A 21,227-nucleotide genomic window follows, 5' to 3' on the forward strand; every position below is an offset into this window, starting at 1 on the left:
CACATCCGATGATAACTGGGGGGATAGAACATGTTTGCCAAAACGATTCGCAAGGACCATTACGGCTACTACTTCATTGCTCCGTTTTTTATTATTTTCACCACTTTTGGGCTGTATCCCATTTTATATTCGCTTTACATCAGTTTTACCAACTTTGATGGGATCACGACACCTGACTTTGTAGGGATCGGTAACTACGTCGCCGTATTACAAGACCCGTTGTTCTACAAAACCTTGTTTAATACGTTATTCATCTGGGGCGTATCTGTAGTTCCGCAGCTCACAATCTCACTTGTGTTGGCTTTTATCTTGAATGATAAGCTGCTCAAAGGACGGGACTTTTTCAGAGCCGTATACTTTTTTCCCAACATCGTTACGGCGGCATCACTTGGACTACTTGTCAGCTTGATTTTTGACTGGCAGTCTGGCGGACTAAATCATTTTTTGGTGCAGACCGGCATAATACAAGATCCAATTAACTGGAAAAATGATCCCTGGTTTATGCGTCTGATTGTATCATCCATTTTGTTTTTTCAATACTTTGGCTATTCCATGGTCATCTACTTAGCTGGTCTTCAGGGCATTGATCCTTCTCTGCTGGAGGCTGCCCAGATGGATGGCGCGAAAAAGAAACATATTTTCATCCATATTATCGTGCCGATGCTCCGCCCAATTATTCTGTTTCAGATGATTACATCTATTATTGGGGGCATCCAGATTTTCGATCAGCCATTTACACTAACCAACGGCAACGGCGGTCCTGACCGGGCAGCCATGACCAGTATTATGTATCTCTATAATGTAGCATTTCAGAGCACGCGTTTTGGTTACGGCGCTGCCATCGCATTTTGCCTGTTCATCATCATCATATTGTTGTCTGTTGCATCCTTCATCATGACCAAGCGCAAGAGCCGTTCATAGGGAGGGGAGTTCTTCATGCAAACTGCAAAATCAATGGAACAACCAAATGCAGCAATTCAACATTATGCCAACACAAGGCGACTGACGGCTGGCAAGATCATCATTTATTTGTTGCTGATTGGTCTAGCGGTACTCTGTATTATTCCATTCTATCTGATGCTCATCTATTCCACACATAATAATGCAACGATTGCTTCAACGTTTACATTTCTCCCTGGGTCATTCTTGATTGATAACTATCTGAACATGGTATCCAAAATCAACATATGGCGTGGGTTTGCCAACAGCATATTTATTGCCGGAACATCGACCGTATTATCTCTGTATATTGGGGCCTTAACTGCCTATGGATTTGCTAAATTTAAATTCAAAGGACGAAACGGGTTGTTCCTGTTTCTGTTAGCAACCATGATGGTGCCGGGTCAACTGGCTTTGATTGGCGTATATCGACTATTCAGCATGATGGGACTTCTGGATAGTTATGCCGCAATTATTTTGCCTGCTGCGGCTAACGCGTTTAATGTATTTTTTATCAAACAGTTCATGGAGAGCAGCATCCCGGATGAGATTATAGAATCTGCGCGGGTGGACAGTGCTGGTGAGTTCCGGACGTTTAATCAGATTGTACTGCCTATTCTGGGGCCGGCAATCGCCGCCCTTGGCATATTCACGTTTATTGGATCATGGAATAATTTCCTGACACCGCTGGTGCTATTTTTCTCCCTGGATAAATATCCGCTTCCGGTATTGGTTGCGCTAGTGCAGGGGTACTATGGAATGGATTATGGGCTCTTGTATTTGGGTGTAGCGATCTCAATCCTGCCTATTATTATTGTATTCTCTGTATTTTCCAAACAGATTATTGGGAGTGTTGCTTTGGGTGCTGTGAAAGGATAGTGATAAATAGAAAATAGGGAATTTCAAAGAGCAAGATCAACGAATTCATAGGAATGCAATAGCGTTCTATATCATCAGAGTCGCTCATGAGGGCGGCTTTTTTGGCATTCTATATTTTGCGTATATATCCCATCTGATAAGTAAAGGATACCTTTAACTGAGAATATCTGGACGGAGCGTTTACGGAAAGGGGAGGCGTCATGGACACATCAGCGATAACACAACAGGACCTGCCATTAACCGGACAACTTGTTATTGATCAAGAAATGTTACGCTCCGTTTTTGCGGGTTGCTCGGACGTTATATTTCATACATTCCAAACCGCGTGTCTTACATCAGCGTTATGCGTATATTGTGTTGGTGTATGCGATACGGAGCGGCTGGAACGACAGGTACTAACGCCCCTTCAGGAAACGGGGATCAAAGCTGCGCAAGTTCCCCTGGCTTCTGTTAAGCAAGTTGAAACGACTACTCAGGCAGTACAGGCCATATTTGAAGGAGAAGCGCTGTTACTGCTGGACGGTTCAATAGGAGGAACTACATACCCTCTATACCAAGCAGCAAATCGTTCAACGGAAGAACCGTTAGCTGAATCGACCGTGCGTGGTGCACGGGATGGGTTCACAGAATCATTGACCATGAATATGTCTTTACTGCGCAAACGTCTCAAGACACCTGTATTGAAGATTCATACACGTAACATGGGAGATCGTACAAACACCAGTATTTCACTTGTATACATGGAGGGGATTATTGACCCCAAACTTGTTAAGGAAGTGGAGACACGACTTGGCGATTTAAAACTCCGAGACGTACTGGAGAGTCAGTACATTGAAGAAGGCATTGTTGATCAGCGATATTCACCATTTCCACAGATGATTGCGACGGAGCGCCCGGATGTCGTTGTTTCCAACTTGCTGGAAGGTCGTTTTGCTATTCTCGTTGACGGAACGCCGTTTACCCTTATCGCGCCAGTGACCATTTTTTCCATGTTACAATCCCCCGAAGATTATTATCAAAATGTGTTCATGAGTGTTTTTGTACGCTGGCTGCGATACATTTTTTTTGTTTTATCCATGCTGCTTCCATCGGCTTATGTAGCGATTACGACGTTTCATCAGGAGATGATTCCTACCGTATTGCTTCTCAGTATTGCTCGGGCGAGAGAAGAGATCCCTTTTCCTGCACTGGTGGAAGCACTCATTATGGAAATCGCCTTTGAAGCATTGCGTGAGGCTGGCGTCCGATTGCCCAAGCAGGTCGGATCAGCGGTCAGTATCGTGGGCGCCTTAATTATTGGGCAAGCGGCGACGAGTGCCGGAATTGTCTCAGCCCCCATGATTATCATTGTGGCGATTACCGGTATCGCTTCTTTCATGATCCCTCGCTATGCTGCCAGCATCGCGACCCGTCTACTACGTTTTCCCATGATGTTTCTGGCAGGAACACTGGGACTCACGGGTGTCATGCTGGGAGTCATCTTGGTTGTCATTCATCTAAGCAGTCTTCGTTCATTTGGAACACCTTATCTCTCACCGGTAGCACCTACGATGGCTAAGGAACTTAAGGATGTATGGTGGCGTCCATCCCCAAGGAACAAACCACACTAGAACAATCTACATTTCGAGCAAACAAGGGAGCGGGATTACATATGTTGACTGACAAAGGGAAAATATCGGTGACTCAATTGGCATTTATGGTCTTTCCCGCCATTCTCGCAACGGCTATCCTGTCTGTGCCTGGAATTACAATGCACTATGCAGGACATGACATGTGGATGACTCCAATTATAGGTTCTATTGTTGGATTGGCTGCTATTGGTATTTCCGTTGGACTTGATCGTCTGTACCCTGGAAAAACACTCATTCAATCCAGTGTATTGATTATTGGTCGGATTCCGGGCAAGTTATTCGGTCTGATATATATCGCTTTCTTGCCCCACCTGACGGGCTTGATTATACGGGAATACGGTGAATTCATTGTCAATAATGCACTTCCGCGTACACCTTTGTTTGTTGTGATGGGTACCATGGTTGTTGTATGTGCGATTAATGTCAGACTCGGGATCGAAGTTGTCGGACGAACCTCTCAGGTGTTTGTTACCCTGCTGATCGTGCTGCTGGCTTTGATCTTTATATTATTGATTGGTGAACTGAATCCTGCCGAGCTGTTTCCTTTTATGGAGAAGGGTCCAATTCCCATTATTACGGGGGCTGCTGCACCTGCTGCATGGTTTAGTGAATATATCGTGTTGGCTTTTCTGCTACCTTATGTGAATGAAAAAAAACGAATAACCCGGGTCATGCTGGGTTCCCTTGTGTTTACAACAACTGCAATGACAGTTACCAATCTGTTTTGCCTGTTTTTAATTGGTGATTTGACGGATACATTTGTATTTCCGGTCATGATCGCAGCAAGATACATAACCATTGCGGACTTTTTGCAACATATCGAATCCCTTATTATTGCCATCTGGATTTTCGGTATTTTTGTTAAAATTTCCGTTTTTCTATATATCTTTGCTACATCAACCGCGGAATGGTTTGGTTTGCGGGACTACAAACCTGTCGTTGGTCCACTTTCGTTCCTGTGCATGGTATTTGCTTACTGGGTTGTGTCCGGTGGATCCGGTATTTCCAGTTTGGTTAGCGCTTCAGCCAACTTGTATACGATCAGCATTTTATTTATCCTTCCGGCTATGATCTACGGTGTCGCATGGCTGAAGAAAGGGTGGGCACATTTTCGGAAGAATCGAGCGAACACCTGATTGATGGGGGAGGAGCACTTGCGAATATATAGAGTACTACTAATGCCAATATTGTGTTGTGTGCTTTTAAGTGGATGCTGGGATCGCATCGAAATTAACGATTTGGCTATCGTGCTGGCTACAGGGATAGATTATGAAGATGGCAAAGTACAATTGACTTCACAGATTTTCATTCCGCGAAAGGCGAGTGCAGGAGATAGCAGTGGGAGTGGAGGTAGTCCAAGCGGGGTTACAATGATTCGAACAGCGGAAGGACGTACAATTGCGGAGGCATTGAATCGGTTACAACGTAAAGTTCCCCGGAATATGTTCTGGGGCCACTGCGAAGTCATAATCATTAGTGAGCAAGCCGGCAAACGCGGTATTCGCGAGTATATCGATTTCTTCCTGCGTTACCCTCAGTTCAGGGAGCATGCATATGTCTTTTCCAGCGAAAAGGCTGCGAAAGATATCCTTGCGTTACTTGATCCACTGGAGCGAAGTTCTGCTGAATCGTTGCGTGAGATGGCTAATCTGAAGTTAGGTACACGTGTTACTGCCCTTGAACTGGCTAAATCTATTGAAGGTCCTAGCAGTTCCGCCATTTTGTCTCGCATGTTAATCTTACCCCCGGAGCCCGATCAGGATAAACTGACAACTACGCCATATGTGAAAGGTCTGAGTATGTATAAGAAGGATCGCTATGTCAAGACGGTCAAAGAACCACTAAGCGTAGGTGTATTACTACTTGCAAAAGAACTGAACAACATTATCATGCCTGTTGAGTTTGAGCCGTTAGAGGGTTCTTTTTCGATAAGACTCATTGAAAATAAAACCTCCTTGAAGCCGCGAATTGTAAACCAACAGTGGAGTATGAAGGTCGACATCCAAACCAGGGGAGAAGTGGTGTTAAATACGACGGATGCCAATCTGACTGATCCCGCTGTATTAACTAAACTGGAAAAGGAATGGTCGGCTAAGCTCACATCTTTGGCTCATGATGCTTTAGTCATGTCCCAGAAAGAGCTGCGCTCCGATTTCTTCAAATTCGCAGTTGAATTTCGCAGATATTATCCGAATCAATGGAAAGCGCAGGAGAAGAACTGGGAAACCATCTATCCTGATATGGACGTGGAAGTCAACGTAGATGCACATGTAGTACGTACCGGAAAATCAACAGGACCACAGGGGATACCTAATGAGGACGAAAGTTGAACGTAATTTGCTCCTGTTAAAAGCCTGAGAAGAGAGGTGATTGCATGAAACTAGGCTCAATCCTTGGAATATTGATGCTGGCGACTGCGATAGTGTATGGAGAGTGGAAGAGCAGCAAAGAAAAGCGAGCCAGAATATTGAGCGCGGGAGTTACTGCTGTGGCAGCAGTAATTGGGATCATTCTTCTCTTTCAGCCCCGTTTGCCTGGTCCTACCCAGTTTGTGAAGCTTGTATTTGGAAGTGTGGATAAATTTATAAAGTAGGATGATGGGAAAAGAAGGACCAAGCTCTGAGTACCAGAGGCGAGGTCCTTCTTTTATTTAAGTGAGCTGTATCCAGTCAGAATGTTTACTCTTTGATTACAGAAGCATTCACGGCATCTTCCATCTTGGTATTGTAGGAACGGAACAGACCCAGACGCCAGAACGCGGCTCCTTTGAGGTCATAACGTTTGGCGAGACCCAGCTTATCATCAACAGAGGACGGCGTTTCACTGCTTAGACTGATACCGAGCAGAAGTTTATTCTTCGGGACACCGGCCTGTATGGCTAATTGAATTGCCTGATCTACAAGACTATTTGGCTCAGGTACCTGAGATTTGGTGCCAACCGGATTATACTGATAGGCCATAATAATAAGATCATCTGCAATAGAGGCAAGTGTCTTGTAATCATAACCTTTATAAGCACTATTTAGCGGTGGTACCGCCAGAGATAAAGCTGTCTCCTGGGGCAAGGAACTCTTTAGTTGTTTCACGTAAGCATTGAGCAGCTTCTGTTGTTCTACCACATCCAGTTTAAAGCCCAGTCCTTCAAAATCCAGAACAACTCCGCCAAAACCATGCTCTGCGACAGCAGCAGTTATGCCTTCAATCGATTTCTGCCGCAGGCTACTGTCGCTCAGAACTTTGGTCAGTTCGCCATTTCCATCCAAAGCATACACCATGAGCTGCGGTTGGATCTGCTGATCTGCTGCGTCAGCAACGATGGATTGCGGTGTAATATCACCCGCAGCAGCAGGGAGACGGTATTCATCCCCTTGGAGCGTAAACTGACCTTCACGATCAATGCGGCTCCAGCCAAAGGCTACGGAATTCATGGAAGTAATAAGGTCCTTTTCTTGAAAGGATTGCAATGCATAAAAGGCTCTCAGGTGCATCTCGCGTTGTGGGGAAATGAGGGAGACCGTCTTGGTTGCCTGATTCCAGCTTACTTGTACACCGAATTGGTTACTGAATGAACTTAGTGGAATAAGTACGCGGCCCTCCCGCTGAACGGGTGCTGCTGCGAGTGTAACTTTTTTTCCATTTACGGTCGCTGTGGTGCTGCCAACTTGTAATAGTACCTCGGTAGTTTGTCCTTTCACAGTGTTCGTTGCTTTTACAGTCTGTGATTTGCTGTTCCAGGTAATATCGATACCTAGGGCTTCCCCGACCGTCCGAAACGGAACGTAAGTGACACCTCTATCAATACGTGGAGCTGCATCAAATTTCAGGGGCACATCATCCAATTGAACTGAGATGGCCGGCGCAGCATAGGCTCCACCGATATTGGGGGTACTTCCAAGGATAGAGAGAGCAATTACAGTAACCGCAGCGATTTTTCCTGCTCTTTTAATAAGCATCGTTTGTGTCCTCCAACTCCGTACATAATAGTAGAATTATATTTTGAACAGAATCTAGTAATCTAACATATGTAGCATAACAAAATTTTCATATCGTTCCAATATAAGAGTCTGGGATATAGTCATACTGGCTGCAGGAATCGTAATATACTTTACTATATATTGCGGAAGGAGTGTGCTTTTTGCCAAACTCTACAGGCTTTATTTACAATCCAACTTCGGGTGAGACCCAATCCACTCAGCTCATCGTGACTTGCATTAATGATTCCCTTAATGTGCCTGTCAGTATTGAGCTGGAAATTTTCAGATGGGACACCACCCAAGCAGCACGCATACCAATTGGTCATGATCTTTTTGAATTACTTCCCCAAGCGACGAGAAGTTTAATCTATCCACTGATCAATGCGGCGTTTTACGAGGTGCAAAGTGATTATTTTAGTGCTACAAGTACGGTCATCCATGTATACGGTGTTAATTCTACAGGTCAGATCATCCAGCGTGTGCTTCAATCGGAGATGACATTAATTGACCGATTCACAAATATCCCTTAAAGGAATCGAGGTGAGCAGATGGTAGTTGTGAATATTACCGGGGCTTTGGCAGGCAGTCAATTTGAACCCTCAATTGCAGTTAATACGCTGAACCCGAATATCATGTGCGTGGTAGCTGTGGATACCAGTACTGGGCCAACATTGACTGGTTTCTATCGTTCCATTAATGGAGGCAGTACCTGGACCACCACTGTGCTTCCTCAACCGGCAGGGTATGCAGGAGCAGAGGCGCCTACGATAGACTATACGTTTCCGAATACCTTTATCGTTACCGTACATTTGTTTAACGGGATCAATGATGGGACGATTGCGAGTTATACTTCTTTTGATGATGGACTCACGTGGCAGCCACCGGTTATCGTCCAAGCGGGGTTCGGTACTATTGTTCATAACGATGAGCCTTTCATAGCTGTTGATCGTTCTCCAGGTAGCCCTTATCGAGGCCATGCATATGTCGGATATACTCCGCTTGCTACCGCATCTTCCGCTATATTTACGCAAAGATCGCTCACTCAGGGGATAACCTGGGAGCCACCTGACCGACAGTCGAATCCGCGAGGAATTCATGACCGGGCAGCGTTGGCTGTTGGATTCTCGGGTCAAGTCTATGCAGGATATATCATTACGGGTCCTGCCAGTCCGTCCGCTTTATTGCGTATTTCGTACGATGGGGGCATTACCTATCAACCTCCTCTGGAAAGACAGGCAACGTTTATTTCATCCGTTGTACCTGCACCTTCGCCTTTACCCGTACCTAATTATGCTTTTCGAGTACAGACCAACTTAAGTTTGGGAGCGGATATATCAAATGGACCTAACAGTGGGACGTTATACGGGGTTTGGAATGATGCACGTGCCGGATATACCGATGTTTTACTCTGCGAATCTCCGGATGGCCTTTTATGGTCAGACCCCATCAGTATCACAGGCGCGCCACCGGGTACACAGAATTTTTTCCCGTCGATAACCGTATCACCTTTTGCAGGGACGATCAGAGTTATTTATTACTCCAATCGAATTGACGGATTCCTGCTGGACGTTTTTGTTGCAGAATCGTTTAATGGAGGTGCGAGCTTCACTAATCGTCGCATCACAACTACATCTTTTAATCCGAATGGCAACTCTCCGATGCCCACAGTACTCATTGGAGACTATATTACTGCGGCTACAGTTAGTCCAGATAATTTGGCAGCTGTCTGGATGGCGACAACGCCGCCTACAGGTAAACTGGATGTTTATTTTGGGAACTAATTCGACTTAAATAAAACACCCCCATACTTTAATCCTATGAACAAACAACAGGATAAATGGTATGGGGGTGAAGGCAATATGCTTAATCCGAAACGATAAATCCGTCGAAACTCTCAGGGCCGACACGAACTGTTCCTAACAAGTTAGTACTGATAAATGCAGTGTACGTGATCTGTGGAGTTATCGGGGGATTATAGTCGTTGGCAGAAAAAACGATAACTTCGGGGACGAGGAGACCGCTCAGACCGTATGTGAAGTTTGCAGAGTATACAATCGGATCGGTAGCCACTGTCCCTCTAACAATAGTAATTCTTACTTGAAAAAGGGCGAGCGGTAATTGCACAGTAATGGTTCCTTTTAACGAAACCCTTGGATTGGATCCAGCTCCAGCCGTTAGCAGACCAATCTGGGCGAATAATTGAGGCGTGTTAATCACTGGAATCGGTATGGAAATGGAATTAAACAACGCAGCATTTTGTGATGATCTTGCATCCAGAAATTTCGTCATCGAATATACCTCCTATCTGTTCCAGATAGAATAATATATTCATCATTCAGATATTCGCATGGACTGTGGGTGCAGTGCTAGAAATATTAAAGACAAACTGACTGCCCAAATCACTGGAATCTTTAAGCCATACAACGCCACCCATTAATTCAGCGAGTTGTTTACAGATGGACAGGCCCAGCCCTGCTCCGCCATATTTTCCTGAATTACCATGAATCTGGGAGTAGGATTTGAACAACAGATCCTGACGATCCTGTGGGATGCCAATGCCCGTATCCTTTATTTCGTAGGATGCATGGAGAGTACCTTCTGTATCAGCAGATACCTCAGTAGAGATACATACTTCACCTTTCTCTGTAAATTTAAGTGCATTCCCAACAAGATTAATGAGAATCTGACGAACTTTGTGCTGATCGCCCATAAGCATCAGATGATCATTAATATTATATTCTGCGTACAACCTAATTCCTTTTTTCTGTGCTTCAGAAGAGAATAATTGTAATACATGTTCAACTGTTTCAGTGACACTATAGGGCTTGATTTCCAGAGAGATCGCACCAGCTTCTGCTTTGGAGTAGTCCAGAATTTGATCCATCATCGACAGAAGGCTGGCGCCACTTGACTCAATGACATTAACATATAACGATTGATCCTCACTCAGCCTGGTCGATTGCAACAGATTGGCCATTGCAAGAACACCATTCATTGGCGTCCGGATTTCGTGGCTGAGAACGGCCAGCAAATTTTTCTTTTCTTCAAGCACTTTTGCAGCGGTCTCTTCCGCCTGTTTTAACTGTTGCAGAGTTGTTTCCATCTCAAGAAGACTCGTGAAAAATGAAGATAAGGAGAGTAGTAAATCCACGTCCTTTTGTTGATAGGAATAGAAATCCTGATCAAATGAGCAAAGGGAGCCGTAAATTTCTCCGTTCTCATTATGTATGGGCACACCGACAAATGAGCAGCCACCTACGAATTCGGTTGCGTCCATATGTCTGGTTAATGGATGAGTCAGATTATTATTGATCACCAACGGACCTTGGGAATGTTCAGTCACAAGTGCACAGTATGACTCGGCGTTATCAACGACCAGCCCTTCACCCAGGATTAGTTTGTCGCGATTATATACGTTCAGAACTTTGGTGGATAGATGATCCAACTGGGCAATACAAAACGTATTTGCAGGAATTAACCTGCTTGCCGTGTCCATGACATTAGCAGCCGAATCATATAATTTATGTGAGACTATGGATAGTACATCAATGAATTCTGTTTTCAACATATTGATTTGACTCCTCCTGATTGTAGAAATTCGTTGTGCACTGTATTCAGTATATATGAATTCGAAGAATCGATCATGTATGGTTTTGACAGTGGAAGACGGAAATGAGAAAATATAATGCTGTGCAACATGTATATATTAATAAAGTTTTGGAGGCAAATCAATGAATCAGCGTTTTCGAATTACCCGATCCATGCAAGAAAGCAATGCGGAACAATCCATCTCACTGGAAGAGTGCAAACTCTACTTCGAAACCCAACCCGATTTTACCTATTCACCGGTTCTTAACATAGTCGGAGCAGAGAGCACCATGACCATCGAGGGGGACTTTTTTATGTGGGACCTTGAGGGTGCACAGATTGCTTTTCGTTTGTACATCGGGGATCTTTATGTAGCTATTTCTAACGAAGCTATTGTACCCAAAATGATTGAGATTGCAACGGAACTACGTGCAGATATCGTTGAAGGATAAGAAGTAGAGAACTAATGTTTGATAAAATGTAATGATGTTAGTTGTAGTCTAGTTTAGACATTCCTGTAAAAATGGGACTAAAGATTCATTTATATTCCATATGTTAGATTGTAATATATGGAATATAAAACATTTTACAGGAGAGTGAATGGAGTGAAAAAGACCAAATTAATACTTGTTGTATTCATGAGTATGATCCTTGCCTTATCAATAACTGGAATAGGATCAAGTTCAAAGGCTTCTGCAGCTACGGCACGTACACCCATTGTATTGGTACATGGATTGACCGGTTCAGATAGCAATTTTACAGCAATTGAGAGTTATTTGCGTAGCCAAGGGTGGACAAGAGACGAATTATTCGCGATTGACCTTCCTAGCAAACAAGGAAACCAGCTGTTGAACTCCGCAGCAATTAGTCGATTCGTAGATGATGTTCTAAACCAAACGGGTCAAACGAAAGTGAATATTATAGCTCATAGCATGGGTGGAGCTAATAGTCTCTATTACATACTTAACCGTGGAGGCGCTTCCAAAGTGGACAAGTTGATTACCCTTGGCGGGGCTAATCGATTGACCACAACGACAGCTCCGAGTGGAATAAAGGTGACTTCGATCTATTCCACCAGTGACACGATTGTGTCCCCGGTACTTTCCCGGTTGAACGGGGCGAACAACGTTTCGGTTTCCCTCGTATCCCATATCGGTCTGCTGTTTAACTCACGGGTGAATGCTCTGATCAAAACTGCGTTGAACGAGTAGCTCTGAACATACAAAATGTGCATTCTTTCATACTATATTAATGATTGACTTGAACACGACTGACCATTTATGGGCAGTCGTGTTTTCGTATTACCCGGAACTTTAATGAAGTCTTGTTCCCAGCGTTCCACTCGAACTCCATGATCATCCGATATATGTAAATAAAAACAATATAATACCAGAGGAAGTATAGGAAGAATTACTGTAAACTGTCAAAGGCAACAGCCTATCATCTGACATCATGAGGAGACAGCAAGAATATGATGAAACGCACACTTGTTTTAATGTTAACTATTATTTTGGGTTTATCATGTACACCTGTTACAGGGTACGCTGAAGAAGATTCGTTTGATTTTAACGCCACATTCCAAGGGGTTATCATTCTCTCGCTTGGCAGCCCAAACGCAGTCGTTGATAATACGGACACGTTGATTGACCAAACCAATTTTAATATCGTTCCTCTGGTTAAAAATAACCGGACACTGCTGCCTCTGCGTTTCATAAGCGAGAGTCTGGGAGCACAAGTGGCATGGGACTCGAAAACGTCCACAGCTACCATTAAAGCCACAGGTAAATCCATCAAAGTGACATTAGGCAGCAGCAAGATGTTCATTAACGGCAAATCTTTTGCATTGGACGCTCCGGCACAATACAAAGAAGGCAGAGTGTTCATCCCGTTAAGGGCCGTAAGCGAAGCGTTTGGTAAAAAGGTGTTTTTTGACCGCGGCATTATCGTCGTAAGTAATTCCACTATTCTTAATGCAAAACGGGATAGGGAAATCGTTGATTACTTAAAGTTTGTACTTGCTCCTTATTCGAAAGATCCATACACAGGTAAAACATTGTCCACAGAACAAGTTGCCCGTCTGGAACAGAGTGTAGTCATGCTGGAGTCGTATGACAAGGATGATAATTATCTCGGATTCGGTAGTGCCATATCGATCGGATACGGATTATTTTTAACCAATTATCACGTCATTGCTGATTCCAGCAGTTATATGATCCAGACGAGTCAGGACCAATATTATGAAGTACAAGGAGTCGTTGCAGCGGATGAGAATCTCGATTTGGCCATAGTGAAAACATCCATGCGTACAAATATTCCTCCACTTCATGTAGGACTAACGACTAAAATTACTACAGGGCAGCCTGTAGTAGCGATAGGTAATCCTGAAGGACTTCAAAACACGATTTCGACAGGGATCATTAGTGGTATCCGAAACTACGGAGGTGAGAGGCTAATACAGACTACGACTCCCATCACCAATGGCAGTTCCGGGGGACCATTGCTTAATATGAAAGGTGAAGTCATTGGGGTAAATACAATGGGTATAGAAAAAGGGGATTTGAACTTTGCTATTCCAATTGATTATGCATCCCGTTGGATCAAGAAATACACGGCATTATCCTTTTCGTCTATTCCTGTGCTTAACCAAGATCAATTCAGGGAAACAGCAGTGACGGAACAAGATCCAACTGTAGAACAGCCATCAACTGTTAGCCAGAATGTTCATCTTATGGGGCGAACGGTTCGTGAAGCTACTTTAGATCCTGCTCAATCCGTTATCTTTGCAATTGATGAAAATCAATCGACTATTTTTGCTTATCGTTACGCCGACAACAAGGTTCTGGGAGAGACCACTGCGTTCAGTACTCCTCCAAGAAAGCTTCTGTATGCAAATGGTGAGATCTATGTCATCTTCAGCAATGCTGATTACAGTTCATACCGCTTTGAAGAGCAGCAGGGAGGACAGATCGTTGTACTTGAAGCTGACACTCTTAAAATCAAAGATCAGTGGGATACCCGTATCGATCCATATGAAATTGAGGTAGATCATTCCGGTCATGTCTACGTTAATTCGGGCTCCGGGCAATGGACCTCTATCATTAGTTATGACCGGGCGACAAAGAAGGAGATCTCCAGTGCAACCATACGAGAAGGAAGTCACATGGTCCTGCATCCATCGGAAGATCGGATCTATGCTGTTGACTCAGACACTTCGCCAAGAGATATTGAGATGTTTCGGTTAATGGATGGCAAGTTTAGTAGCAACCAAGATTCTCCTTATCACGGTGAATACAAGTTCTCAACGGTTATTGGCATTACACCTGATGGTAAGTATGTATTAAACGGAGCCGGAACGGTTTTGTCCGCTACCAATAACTCTGCAAGTAACATGCAATATGCGACTGCAATCGATCCGTTTGACTATGTAGCTGTACATTCAGCGCATAAGGAAACCTTTTTCACAGGAAAAGATCGCATGATTAAACAGTATGATACGGAAACACTTAAAGTGACGGGGACACTAACGACCAAAGGAACAATCCTAAAGCTGTTCATGTCAGATAAACAACTGATTGCAATCACAAAAATAACCTTACCTGGCAATCCTCTGCCGCAATATGCGGTTGAAACGGTTAAAGATTTCTAGAAGAGTAGAAGAGGTCCCTGCTGAACAGCAAGGGCCTCTTCGATTTATGTTATTGTGATGAAAGTGGCTCGCTGAGGTAAGATTCAAAAATAGGTACATCCATTCTATAATTAGAAATCAGAATAAAAATGGAACAAGTTAAAGGAGTCTGTATACATGCAACCTCAACCGAATGATCGAATTAAGGTTCACCCAGGATTTTGGGCTGGATTACATCAATTAGGGATTGGTGCTGATGACATCGCTCGCACAGCACAACTATCTCTTGAGACAATAAATAAACCAGTAGTGACCCAATCTCAATACTTTGCAATCTGGCAGGCGTACTCTGATCTCATTGGGGACACCGCCGAGGGCATCATCAAACTTGCAACCGGATATGAGATATCGAAGTATCCTCCGCCTGTACTGGCAATGTATCATGCTCGTGATTATCGTGATGCGTTGAATCGCATGGTGCGTTACAAGCAAATGTGTCCTCCCGAGAGTTTGCAGATTACCGAAGCAAGGGAGGAATGTATCATTGAACTCGAATGGTTATATAAGGGGCAACCAGGTCCGCCATTACTGGTCGGTATTACGCTGGCATTTCTGATCGAACTTGGACGGAGGGGCACAGGACAGCCTTTGATTGCCAAACGGGTTGAGTTCTCCCAACCGATGGGTGACGTAGCCACCCTTGAGGCCTACTTCGGCTGCCGAGTCGATACGAATTCCAACTATAATCGGCTGACGCTAGAACGGAAAGATCTGAGACTTCCATTTCTATCGTATAACGAGGAGTTACTGGAGATTCTGACCCCGGCTCTGGATCGGTCGCTGGACGAACAAGAGAGCAATCGTTCCGTTACTGAAGTGGTCAAATGGATGATGAAACGCAGCCTCACAGGAAAGCGCCCTGACATCCAGACGGTCGCCAAAGAGCTTCGCATGAGTGATCGTACTTTGCAGCGGCGACTGACGGAGGAGAACACAAACTTCAAGCAATTATTAACCGAGGCCAGACGTGAGCAGGCCCGAGCGTACCTTGCAGATCCTTCACTTGATATCAAAGAAGTGGCATTCCTGGTTGGATATGAAGATCAGAATTCATTCTATCGTGCTTTCAAGACCTGGGAAGGGGATACACCTTCAAGTTGGCGTGTGAGGCAATAATTCTGGCGCAAAGTGCTAGTTACTAGGCCCTTCAGACTGCGTAATATTATATCTATCCGGTGCATGAAGCTGTTGGCAATGTTCAAGAAGCACCTGCCGGATAGTTGTAATCAAGAAGGAGAAATGCAGGATGGATATGGGACTAAAAGAGAAAACAGCATTAGTTACAGGATCAACAAAAGGAATCGGTAAAGCAATTGCCATGGAGCTCGCCCGAGAAGGTGTTCACGTTTTGATTAATGGACGCAATGATGAAGAGGTGGAACAAACCGTTCGCGAAATCAAGTCTACTTTTCCGGAGACCTCTCCGCAAAAGGCCACGGCTGATCTTGTGGATCTGGAGCAAAGACAAGCTTTATTTGAGAAGTTCCCTGAGGTTGATATTTTAGTGAATAGCATGGGCATATATGAGATCATGAGTTATGAAGACGTGAACGATGAAGTGTGGGAGAAATATTTCCGTACCAATGTATTGGCTGCCAATGGCTTATCCCAATTTTATTTACCTAAAATGGTGAAGAATAATGACGGACGTATTATATTTATCGCGAGTGAAGAAGCTCTTATGCCCTCAGGCCAGATGCCCCAATATTGCATGACCAAATCAATGTTGCTGTCATTATCCAAAAGTTTGTCCAAACTGACAGCAGGAACTGAAGTTACGATCAATACGATCCTGCCAGGTCCAACACTGTCCGAGAATGTGCGTGATATCATTGAGAGCATATACCCTGATGAGGCGCTGACTTTCGAGGAAAAAGAGAAAGATTTTATGAAGAGCAATCTGCCTCAGTCTGAATTGCAGCGATTCATCAAGCCAAGTGAAATAGGCAGACTCGCGGCATTTGTATGCAGTCCGTATGCTTCAGCTTTTAGAGGCTCTCCCATCCGTATGGACGGGGGAATGGTTCCCACCATATTTTAAATTTGTTGAGGATTCAGCATATGTATCCATAAGAAGTCGCCAGCATTGGCGACTTTTTTATTTGTAAATGATCTATGCGAGGGGCGTCAATCGAGTTTATAATACAGGTATGTTTTTCGAAAACGGTTTCTGTATCTTGGAAGCGATTACTTATATCGATTATATGAATCTAAAAGGGGACATTATCATGATTGCTGCAAGAAATCTGGAAGGTGTCTGGAAACTCCAACTCGATGAAAATAAGGTGGAACGTGGTTTGAATTTCTCAGACGTCATTACATTGCCAAATACTACATCTCATGCGGCCAAGGGGAAGAAAAACGAGAATGTGTTAATCGGTGCGCTGACGGATGAGTACTTATTTGAGGGTTATGCCTGGTTTTCACGAGAGATTGAAATTCCCGAACACTTGGCTGGCAAACGTTGCTTCTTGCATTTGGAACGAACACGAGTAACCACAGTTTGGATCGATGGGGTGGAATGCGGAACACAAAACAGTCTGAACACACCTCACCGTTACGAGATTGAGGCAGGGCTATCCGCTGGGACTCATACAATTACCATTCGAGTGGACAATACCAATTATCCAACCAAAGGTGGTCACCTTACATCCGAAGACACGCAGACGAATTGGAACGGCATCACCGGGAAAGTGGAACTTCAATTTTTCGAGCGTGTTTTCCTGGATAATGTTCAGGTCTATCCCGATCTTGCGACTCGATCTTTCGAGATCAAGGCAGCACTTGTTGGTGACCTGCAAGAAGTACGAATCGTGGTTTCGGCTGTTGCAGTCAGTGCAGATCCGGTGTATACGACCGAGGAACAGATTTTCGCCCCGGATTCGCAGGAAATCCAGCTGACGTACAAGATTGGCGAAGATGTGATGTTATGGAGTGATGATGAACCTAACCTGTACCAACTCCATATTCATCTGCAAGATCAGGACGGCGAAGTGCTGGATTCCACCGAAGTATGGACGGGATTACGGGAATTCCGGGCTGCTGGAGACAAATTCACCATTAATGGTCGCAAAACGTTTCTTCGAGGCAAACATGACGGGCTGATCTTTCCGCTCACGGGATACGCGCCAACAGATGTGGATGAATGGGTTCGCATTCTCGCTATCTCCAAGTCCTACGGTATCAATCACTACCGTTTCCATACCTGTTGTCCTCCGGAGGCTGCTTTTATTGCAGCGGATCTGCTCGGCATCTACATGGAACCTGAACTTCCGTTCTGGGGAACCATTACGGATGAATCTTCGGATGGACATAATCAAGCAGAGCAGGATTACTTGATTAGCGAAGGATTTGCGATGCTGCGTGCTTTTGGTAATCATCCTTCGTTTGTCATGATGTCCATGGGGAATGAACTATGGGGAAGCAAAGACAGATTGAATTCGATCCTGAAGGCATACAAAGCATATGATCATCGTCATCTATACACCGAAGGTTCGAATAACTTTCAGTTTGTGCCGGACATTCTGGAGGAAAGTGAATTCTTCTGCGGGGTTCGTTTCTCCAAAGAGCGCCTGTTCAGAGGTTCATATGCGATGTGTGATGCTCCGCTCGGTCACGTGCAGACCGACCTGCCAAATACATTGAAAGATTACGATTCAAACATTGTACCTGAGCAAGGCAGCGATGCTGACCCTTCCGGTCAGACTGGGGACAAAGAGATTCAGATTCAGTATGGGACAGGTTCCAAAACAGTGCAGGCCGAAGCTGGAAGTGACCAACTTGTCTCACACGTACCAATCATCTCGCATGAAATTGGACAGTACGCCACGTTTCCTAATTTCGAGGAGATCAACAAGTATACGGGTTCTCTCAAAGCCAAGAATTTCGAAGTGTTTCGAGAGCGTCTGAATGCTAAAGGACTGGGACATCTGGCGGAAGCATACTTCAGAGCTTCTGGTAAACTCGCGGTCGCATGTTACAAGGAAGAACTGGAAGCTGCTTTTCGTTCGCAGCAACTAGCCGGGTTCCAGCTGCTGGATCTTCAGGATTTCAGCGGTCAGGGAACAGCGCTGGTGGGTGTACTGGACGCATTCATGGATTCCAAAGGCATGATTACACCTGAGGAGTGGAGAACGTTTTGTTCCGACGCTGTGTTGTTGGCGAGATTCCCCAAATATAATTATCAAGCGGGTGAATTGTTCGAAGCACGCATTGAACTAAGTTACTTCCGGAGACAAGCATTGGATGGACTTCAATTGAAGTGGGAAATTCAAAGCGAGCAGATCGAAGGAAGCGTCCTATTGGAAGGGAAAGCAGACCTGCCAGCGACCCATGGAGAACATTATGTGAATATAGCGGATCTCAGCATTCGCATTCCTGAAGTCTCCAATATGACCAAAGTGGAGCTTAGACTGTCCATTCCGGGCACGGATATCCGTAAGTCTTACGACCTGTGGATCTACCCGAGTCAACTGGACGTGGACCTGAGCGGTTTGAATCTATTTACCGAACTCTCGGAACAGGCGTTGGCGCTGCTTGAGCAGGGAGAGGATATTATGCTTTTCCCAAATCCCGACCAGATTCAACATGCGATTCAAGGTTTCTATAGCACCGATTTCTGGTCTTACCCTATGTTCCGATCCATCTCGGAGAATATGAAAAGAGAAGTTCCTGTGGGCACAATGGGCTTGTTAATTCAACAGGATCATCCGGCCTTCGAACATTTTGTCACAGAGGAGCACTCAACTTATCCGTGGTGGAGCATCGTGTCCGAGTCGTCATCGATCATCTTAGATGAGTTGGATAAAGACTTGAATCCGATCGTGCAGACCATTGACAATTTTGAGCGAAACCACAAGCTCGGCCTGTTGATGGAGTGTCGGGTCCGGAAGGGGAGAGTGCTGATGGGAGCGCTGAATCTGGAGCGTCTGATGACTACATTGGAAGGCAGACAGTTGTTATACAGCTTCCGGCGTTATGTACAGAGTTCCGCTTACCAGCCAGTTGCACGTCTGGAAGTAGAGGAACTTCGCAAGTTGTTTAACTAAGATGTAGGGGAAGAAGTGTCAGGTCTCCCTTAATTATGCCAATGAGCCCCTTCCGCGAATGGAAGGGGCTATAAGACATGCAGATTGAATCGGTTCATTCGCCCATTAAGCGTTAGATGAACCTGCACTTTTTAGGATAACATTCCAATCTTCTTCTTCAAAAAGTATGTTGTCTTTATCCTCTGCTACTCCGATCCGGACCTCAAGGATCACCATCCTGGTTTCAGCCAGAATAGAAAAGAGACTCTCCTTGGTAATTGCGAACTGATTGCCCATACTCACTTGCATGACCTTTCCGTTGACAAGCACTTGCCCACTGCCTGCAAGCACGGTCCATGCTCTACACCCAGTTCTATGCCAGTTCAACCCGATATGTTTGCCCGGTAGAACCGTTATGTTTAATGTGGTTACAGTTGTATTCTCATCTTCTAACGAACCTTCAATGACACGATAACTGCCCCAGGTTGATTCACCATACATCGGTTTTAGTGGCAAGCTACCCAATTGCGCTTTAATTTCATTTGAATTATTTTTGTTGGCAATGAGAATGCCATCCGGACTTGCAGCAGCGATAATACCTGGCACGCCAATGACTTGGATAGGGTAGGGAAGCTCGTTAATAATATAGGAATCGGAGGAAGAACCCGAGATTCCACCGTGTCCGATTACATGGGTATCTAACTGTGCGCACAGCGTATCCCAGCTTCCGATATCCTGCCATACTCCCTTATAAGGCAGGACTACGGCCCGCTGTGCCTTTTCTGCAACATGCTTGTCAAAACTGCGTTCAGGCAACGCTTCATACAGGGACGACAATTGATCATAATGAACCGGCAGCCCCATTTTTTTAATATGGGATATCATAAACGCGACGGTGAATGCGTACACACCGCAGTTCCATAGTGCCCCACGTTGTAGCAGAGTCTCAGCAATGGTGGCTTCGGGTTTTTCTATAAATTGTGTTATGGGCGCATAAGCATTACGTTCTTCCCCACCCGGCATGATGTATCCATACTGTTCTGAAGCATGTGTAGGCCTTGTCCCAATTAAAGCGATATCGGCTTGAGAATGTTTCAATATATCCGGCAGTAATTGGAAGTTGCTGAAAAAATCTTCACCTGCGAACACATCAGCTGGCGCGATACAGATCACATCGTCATCTTTGGCCATTCGGAAGGATTGCAGATATAACGTTGCTAAGGCCGCCGCAGTAAAAGTGCCTCGTTTATAAGGTTCCCCGATGACTGGTATTTTGCCTTGAGTATGTCGAGCCGTAATATTAGCCTGGTCCTGATGTGAAATAATGAGCGTTGAATCGGTTAGGGATGAAACATCAAGCTGGCGGCATACTCTGCTGATCATGGATTCCTTACCTCCAGCGGGTGATGGAAGTATATCTATGAACAGCTTGGAGCGAAGCTCATTGGATAACGGCCAGAGCCTTTTGCCAGAGCCGCCGCACAGCAGTACGATATGCATGGGC

The 21,227-nt window shown here is 44.8% G+C and carries 18 protein-coding genes; 14 read left to right on the forward strand and 4 right to left on the reverse strand.

Annotated features, from left to right (window positions below; all coding sequences use genetic code 11):
* Positions 1–30: 30 nt before the first annotated feature.
* The 6 genes from NZ043_RS23475 (at position 31) to NZ043_RS23500 (ending at position 6,042) form a co-directional block, all read left to right on the forward strand.
* The gene (locus NZ043_RS23475) at positions 31–921 is read left to right on the forward strand and encodes a sugar ABC transporter permease (protein WP_036608160.1); all 891 of its coding nucleotides are present in this window, start codon (positions 31–33) and stop codon (positions 919–921) included.
* Positions 922–936: 15 nt separating this feature from the next.
* Positions 937–1,818 carry a carbohydrate ABC transporter permease gene (locus NZ043_RS23480; protein ID WP_339309348.1) on the forward strand — a complete coding sequence of 294 codons (882 nt, stop codon included), beginning with the start codon at positions 937–939 and terminating at the stop codon, positions 1,816–1,818.
* A gap of 200 nt (positions 1,819–2,018) precedes the next feature.
* Positions 2,019–3,428, forward strand: coding sequence for a spore germination protein (locus NZ043_RS23485; protein WP_289392458.1), 1,410 nt, complete (start codon positions 2,019–2,021; stop codon positions 3,426–3,428).
* Positions 3,429–3,469: 41 nt separating this feature from the next.
* Positions 3,470–4,585, forward strand: coding sequence for an endospore germination permease (locus NZ043_RS23490; RefSeq protein WP_176872648.1), 1,116 nt, complete (start codon positions 3,470–3,472; stop codon positions 4,583–4,585).
* Positions 4,586–4,603: 18 nt separating this feature from the next.
* Positions 4,604–5,779: a Ger(x)C family spore germination protein gene (locus NZ043_RS23495; RefSeq protein WP_339309349.1), complete on the forward strand. Its 1,176-nt coding sequence runs from the start codon at positions 4,604–4,606 to the stop codon at positions 5,777–5,779.
* Positions 5,780–5,823: 44 nt separating this feature from the next.
* On the forward strand, positions 5,824–6,042 hold the full coding sequence (locus tag NZ043_RS23500) for a hypothetical protein (RefSeq protein ID WP_105598643.1): 219 nt from the start codon (positions 5,824–5,826) through the stop codon (positions 6,040–6,042).
* Between the two features lie 85 nt (positions 6,043–6,127).
* Here NZ043_RS23500 and NZ043_RS23505 read toward each other — a convergent pair whose 3' ends face one another.
* Positions 6,128–7,402 carry a stalk domain-containing protein gene (locus NZ043_RS23505; protein ID WP_339309350.1) on the reverse strand — a complete coding sequence of 425 codons (1,275 nt, stop codon included), beginning with the start codon at positions 7,400–7,402 and terminating at the stop codon, positions 6,128–6,130.
* Positions 7,403–7,584: 182 nt separating this feature from the next.
* Between NZ043_RS23505 and NZ043_RS23510 the strand changes: the two genes are divergently transcribed.
* Both NZ043_RS23510 and NZ043_RS23515 read left to right on the forward strand, forming a co-directional pair.
* Positions 7,585–7,953 carry a hypothetical protein gene (locus NZ043_RS23510; protein ID WP_091030768.1) on the forward strand — a complete coding sequence of 123 codons (369 nt, stop codon included), beginning with the start codon at positions 7,585–7,587 and terminating at the stop codon, positions 7,951–7,953.
* 18 nt (positions 7,954–7,971) lie between these two features.
* On the forward strand, positions 7,972–9,204 hold the full coding sequence (locus NZ043_RS23515; protein ID WP_091030766.1) for a sialidase family protein: 1,233 nt from the start codon (positions 7,972–7,974) through the stop codon (positions 9,202–9,204).
* A gap of 82 nt (positions 9,205–9,286) precedes the next feature.
* On the opposite strand, the gene NZ043_RS23520 is transcribed toward NZ043_RS23515, so the two are convergent.
* Both NZ043_RS23520 and NZ043_RS23525 read right to left on the reverse strand, forming a co-directional pair.
* Positions 9,287–9,712 carry a hypothetical protein gene (locus tag NZ043_RS23520; RefSeq protein WP_091030763.1) on the reverse strand — a complete coding sequence of 142 codons (426 nt, stop codon included), beginning with the start codon at positions 9,710–9,712 and terminating at the stop codon, positions 9,287–9,289.
* A 46-nt stretch (positions 9,713–9,758) separates the two neighbouring features.
* The gene (locus NZ043_RS23525; protein ID WP_339309351.1) at positions 9,759–10,991 is read right to left on the reverse strand and encodes an ATP-binding protein; all 1,233 of its coding nucleotides are present in this window, start codon (positions 10,989–10,991) and stop codon (positions 9,759–9,761) included.
* A 163-nt stretch (positions 10,992–11,154) separates the two neighbouring features.
* On the opposite strand from NZ043_RS23525, the gene NZ043_RS23530 reads away from it, so the two are divergent.
* The 6 genes from NZ043_RS23530 to NZ043_RS23555 all read left to right on the forward strand — a co-directional run bounded on the left by NZ043_RS23530 (position 11,155) and on the right by NZ043_RS23555 (position 19,744).
* The gene (locus NZ043_RS23530; RefSeq protein ID WP_339309352.1) at positions 11,155–11,463 is read left to right on the forward strand and encodes a hypothetical protein; all 309 of its coding nucleotides are present in this window, start codon (positions 11,155–11,157) and stop codon (positions 11,461–11,463) included.
* Positions 11,464–11,616: 153 nt separating this feature from the next.
* Complete coding sequence (locus tag NZ043_RS23535; protein WP_091030754.1) at positions 11,617–12,222, forward strand: alpha/beta fold hydrolase; 606 nt, start codon at positions 11,617–11,619, stop codon at positions 12,220–12,222.
* A gap of 260 nt (positions 12,223–12,482) precedes the next feature.
* On the forward strand, positions 12,483–14,657 hold the full coding sequence (locus NZ043_RS23540) for a stalk domain-containing protein (protein WP_339309353.1): 2,175 nt from the start codon (positions 12,483–12,485) through the stop codon (positions 14,655–14,657).
* A gap of 156 nt (positions 14,658–14,813) precedes the next feature.
* Positions 14,814–15,812, forward strand: a complete 999-nt coding sequence (locus tag NZ043_RS23545) for a helix-turn-helix domain-containing protein (RefSeq protein WP_339309354.1) — start codon at positions 14,814–14,816, stop codon at positions 15,810–15,812.
* 130 nt (positions 15,813–15,942) lie between these two features.
* The gene (locus tag NZ043_RS23550) at positions 15,943–16,737 is read left to right on the forward strand and encodes an SDR family NAD(P)-dependent oxidoreductase (protein ID WP_091030745.1); all 795 of its coding nucleotides are present in this window, start codon (positions 15,943–15,945) and stop codon (positions 16,735–16,737) included.
* A 187-nt stretch (positions 16,738–16,924) separates the two neighbouring features.
* Entirely contained in the window at positions 16,925–19,744 is a 2,820-nt protein-coding gene (locus NZ043_RS23555) for a glycoside hydrolase family 2 TIM barrel-domain containing protein (RefSeq protein ID WP_339309355.1), read from the forward strand.
* A 105-nt stretch (positions 19,745–19,849) separates the two neighbouring features.
* On the opposite strand, the gene NZ043_RS23560 is transcribed toward NZ043_RS23555, so the two are convergent.
* Positions 19,850–21,223, reverse strand: a complete 1,374-nt coding sequence (locus NZ043_RS23560) for a sugar phosphate nucleotidyltransferase (RefSeq protein ID WP_339309356.1) — start codon at positions 21,221–21,223, stop codon at positions 19,850–19,852.
* Positions 21,224–21,227 lie beyond the last annotated feature (4 nt).

Source organism: Paenibacillus sp. FSL k6-2145 (genome assembly GCF_037976585.1).
GTDB lineage: Bacteria > Bacillota > Bacilli > Paenibacillales > Paenibacillaceae > Paenibacillus.

Excerpts from the sequence above, each read along its gene's own strand:
- NZ043_RS23525 (WP_339309351.1), bottom strand. The coding sequence starts at position 10,991 with ATGTTGAAAACAGAATTCATTGATGTACTATCCATAGTCTCACATAAA.
- NZ043_RS23540 (WP_339309353.1), top strand. The coding sequence starts at position 12,483 with ATGATGAAACGCACACTTGTTTTAATGTTAACTATTATTTTGGGTTTA.
- NZ043_RS23475 (WP_036608160.1), top strand. The coding sequence starts at position 31 with ATGTTTGCCAAAACGATTCGCAAGGACCATTACGGCTACTACTTCATT.
- NZ043_RS23500 (WP_105598643.1), top strand. The coding sequence starts at position 5,824 with ATGAAACTAGGCTCAATCCTTGGAATATTGATGCTGGCGACTGCGATA.
- NZ043_RS23505 (WP_339309350.1), bottom strand. The coding sequence starts at position 7,402 with ATGCTTATTAAAAGAGCAGGAAAAATCGCTGCGGTTACTGTAATTGCT.
- NZ043_RS23530 (WP_339309352.1), top strand. The coding sequence starts at position 11,155 with ATGAATCAGCGTTTTCGAATTACCCGATCCATGCAAGAAAGCAATGCG.
- NZ043_RS23490 (WP_176872648.1), top strand. The coding sequence starts at position 3,470 with ATGTTGACTGACAAAGGGAAAATATCGGTGACTCAATTGGCATTTATG.
- NZ043_RS23560 (WP_339309356.1), bottom strand. The coding sequence starts at position 21,223 with ATGCATATCGTACTGCTGTGCGGCGGCTCTGGCAAAAGGCTCTGGCCG.
- NZ043_RS23515 (WP_091030766.1), top strand. The coding sequence starts at position 7,972 with ATGGTAGTTGTGAATATTACCGGGGCTTTGGCAGGCAGTCAATTTGAA.
- NZ043_RS23520 (WP_091030763.1), bottom strand. The coding sequence starts at position 9,712 with ATGACGAAATTTCTGGATGCAAGATCATCACAAAATGCTGCGTTGTTT.
- NZ043_RS23555 (WP_339309355.1), top strand. The coding sequence starts at position 16,925 with ATGATTGCTGCAAGAAATCTGGAAGGTGTCTGGAAACTCCAACTCGAT.
- NZ043_RS23545 (WP_339309354.1), top strand. The coding sequence starts at position 14,814 with ATGCAACCTCAACCGAATGATCGAATTAAGGTTCACCCAGGATTTTGG.
- NZ043_RS23485 (WP_289392458.1), top strand. The coding sequence starts at position 2,019 with ATGGACACATCAGCGATAACACAACAGGACCTGCCATTAACCGGACAA.
- NZ043_RS23550 (WP_091030745.1), top strand. The coding sequence starts at position 15,943 with ATGGATATGGGACTAAAAGAGAAAACAGCATTAGTTACAGGATCAACA.
- NZ043_RS23480 (WP_339309348.1), top strand. The coding sequence starts at position 937 with ATGCAAACTGCAAAATCAATGGAACAACCAAATGCAGCAATTCAACAT.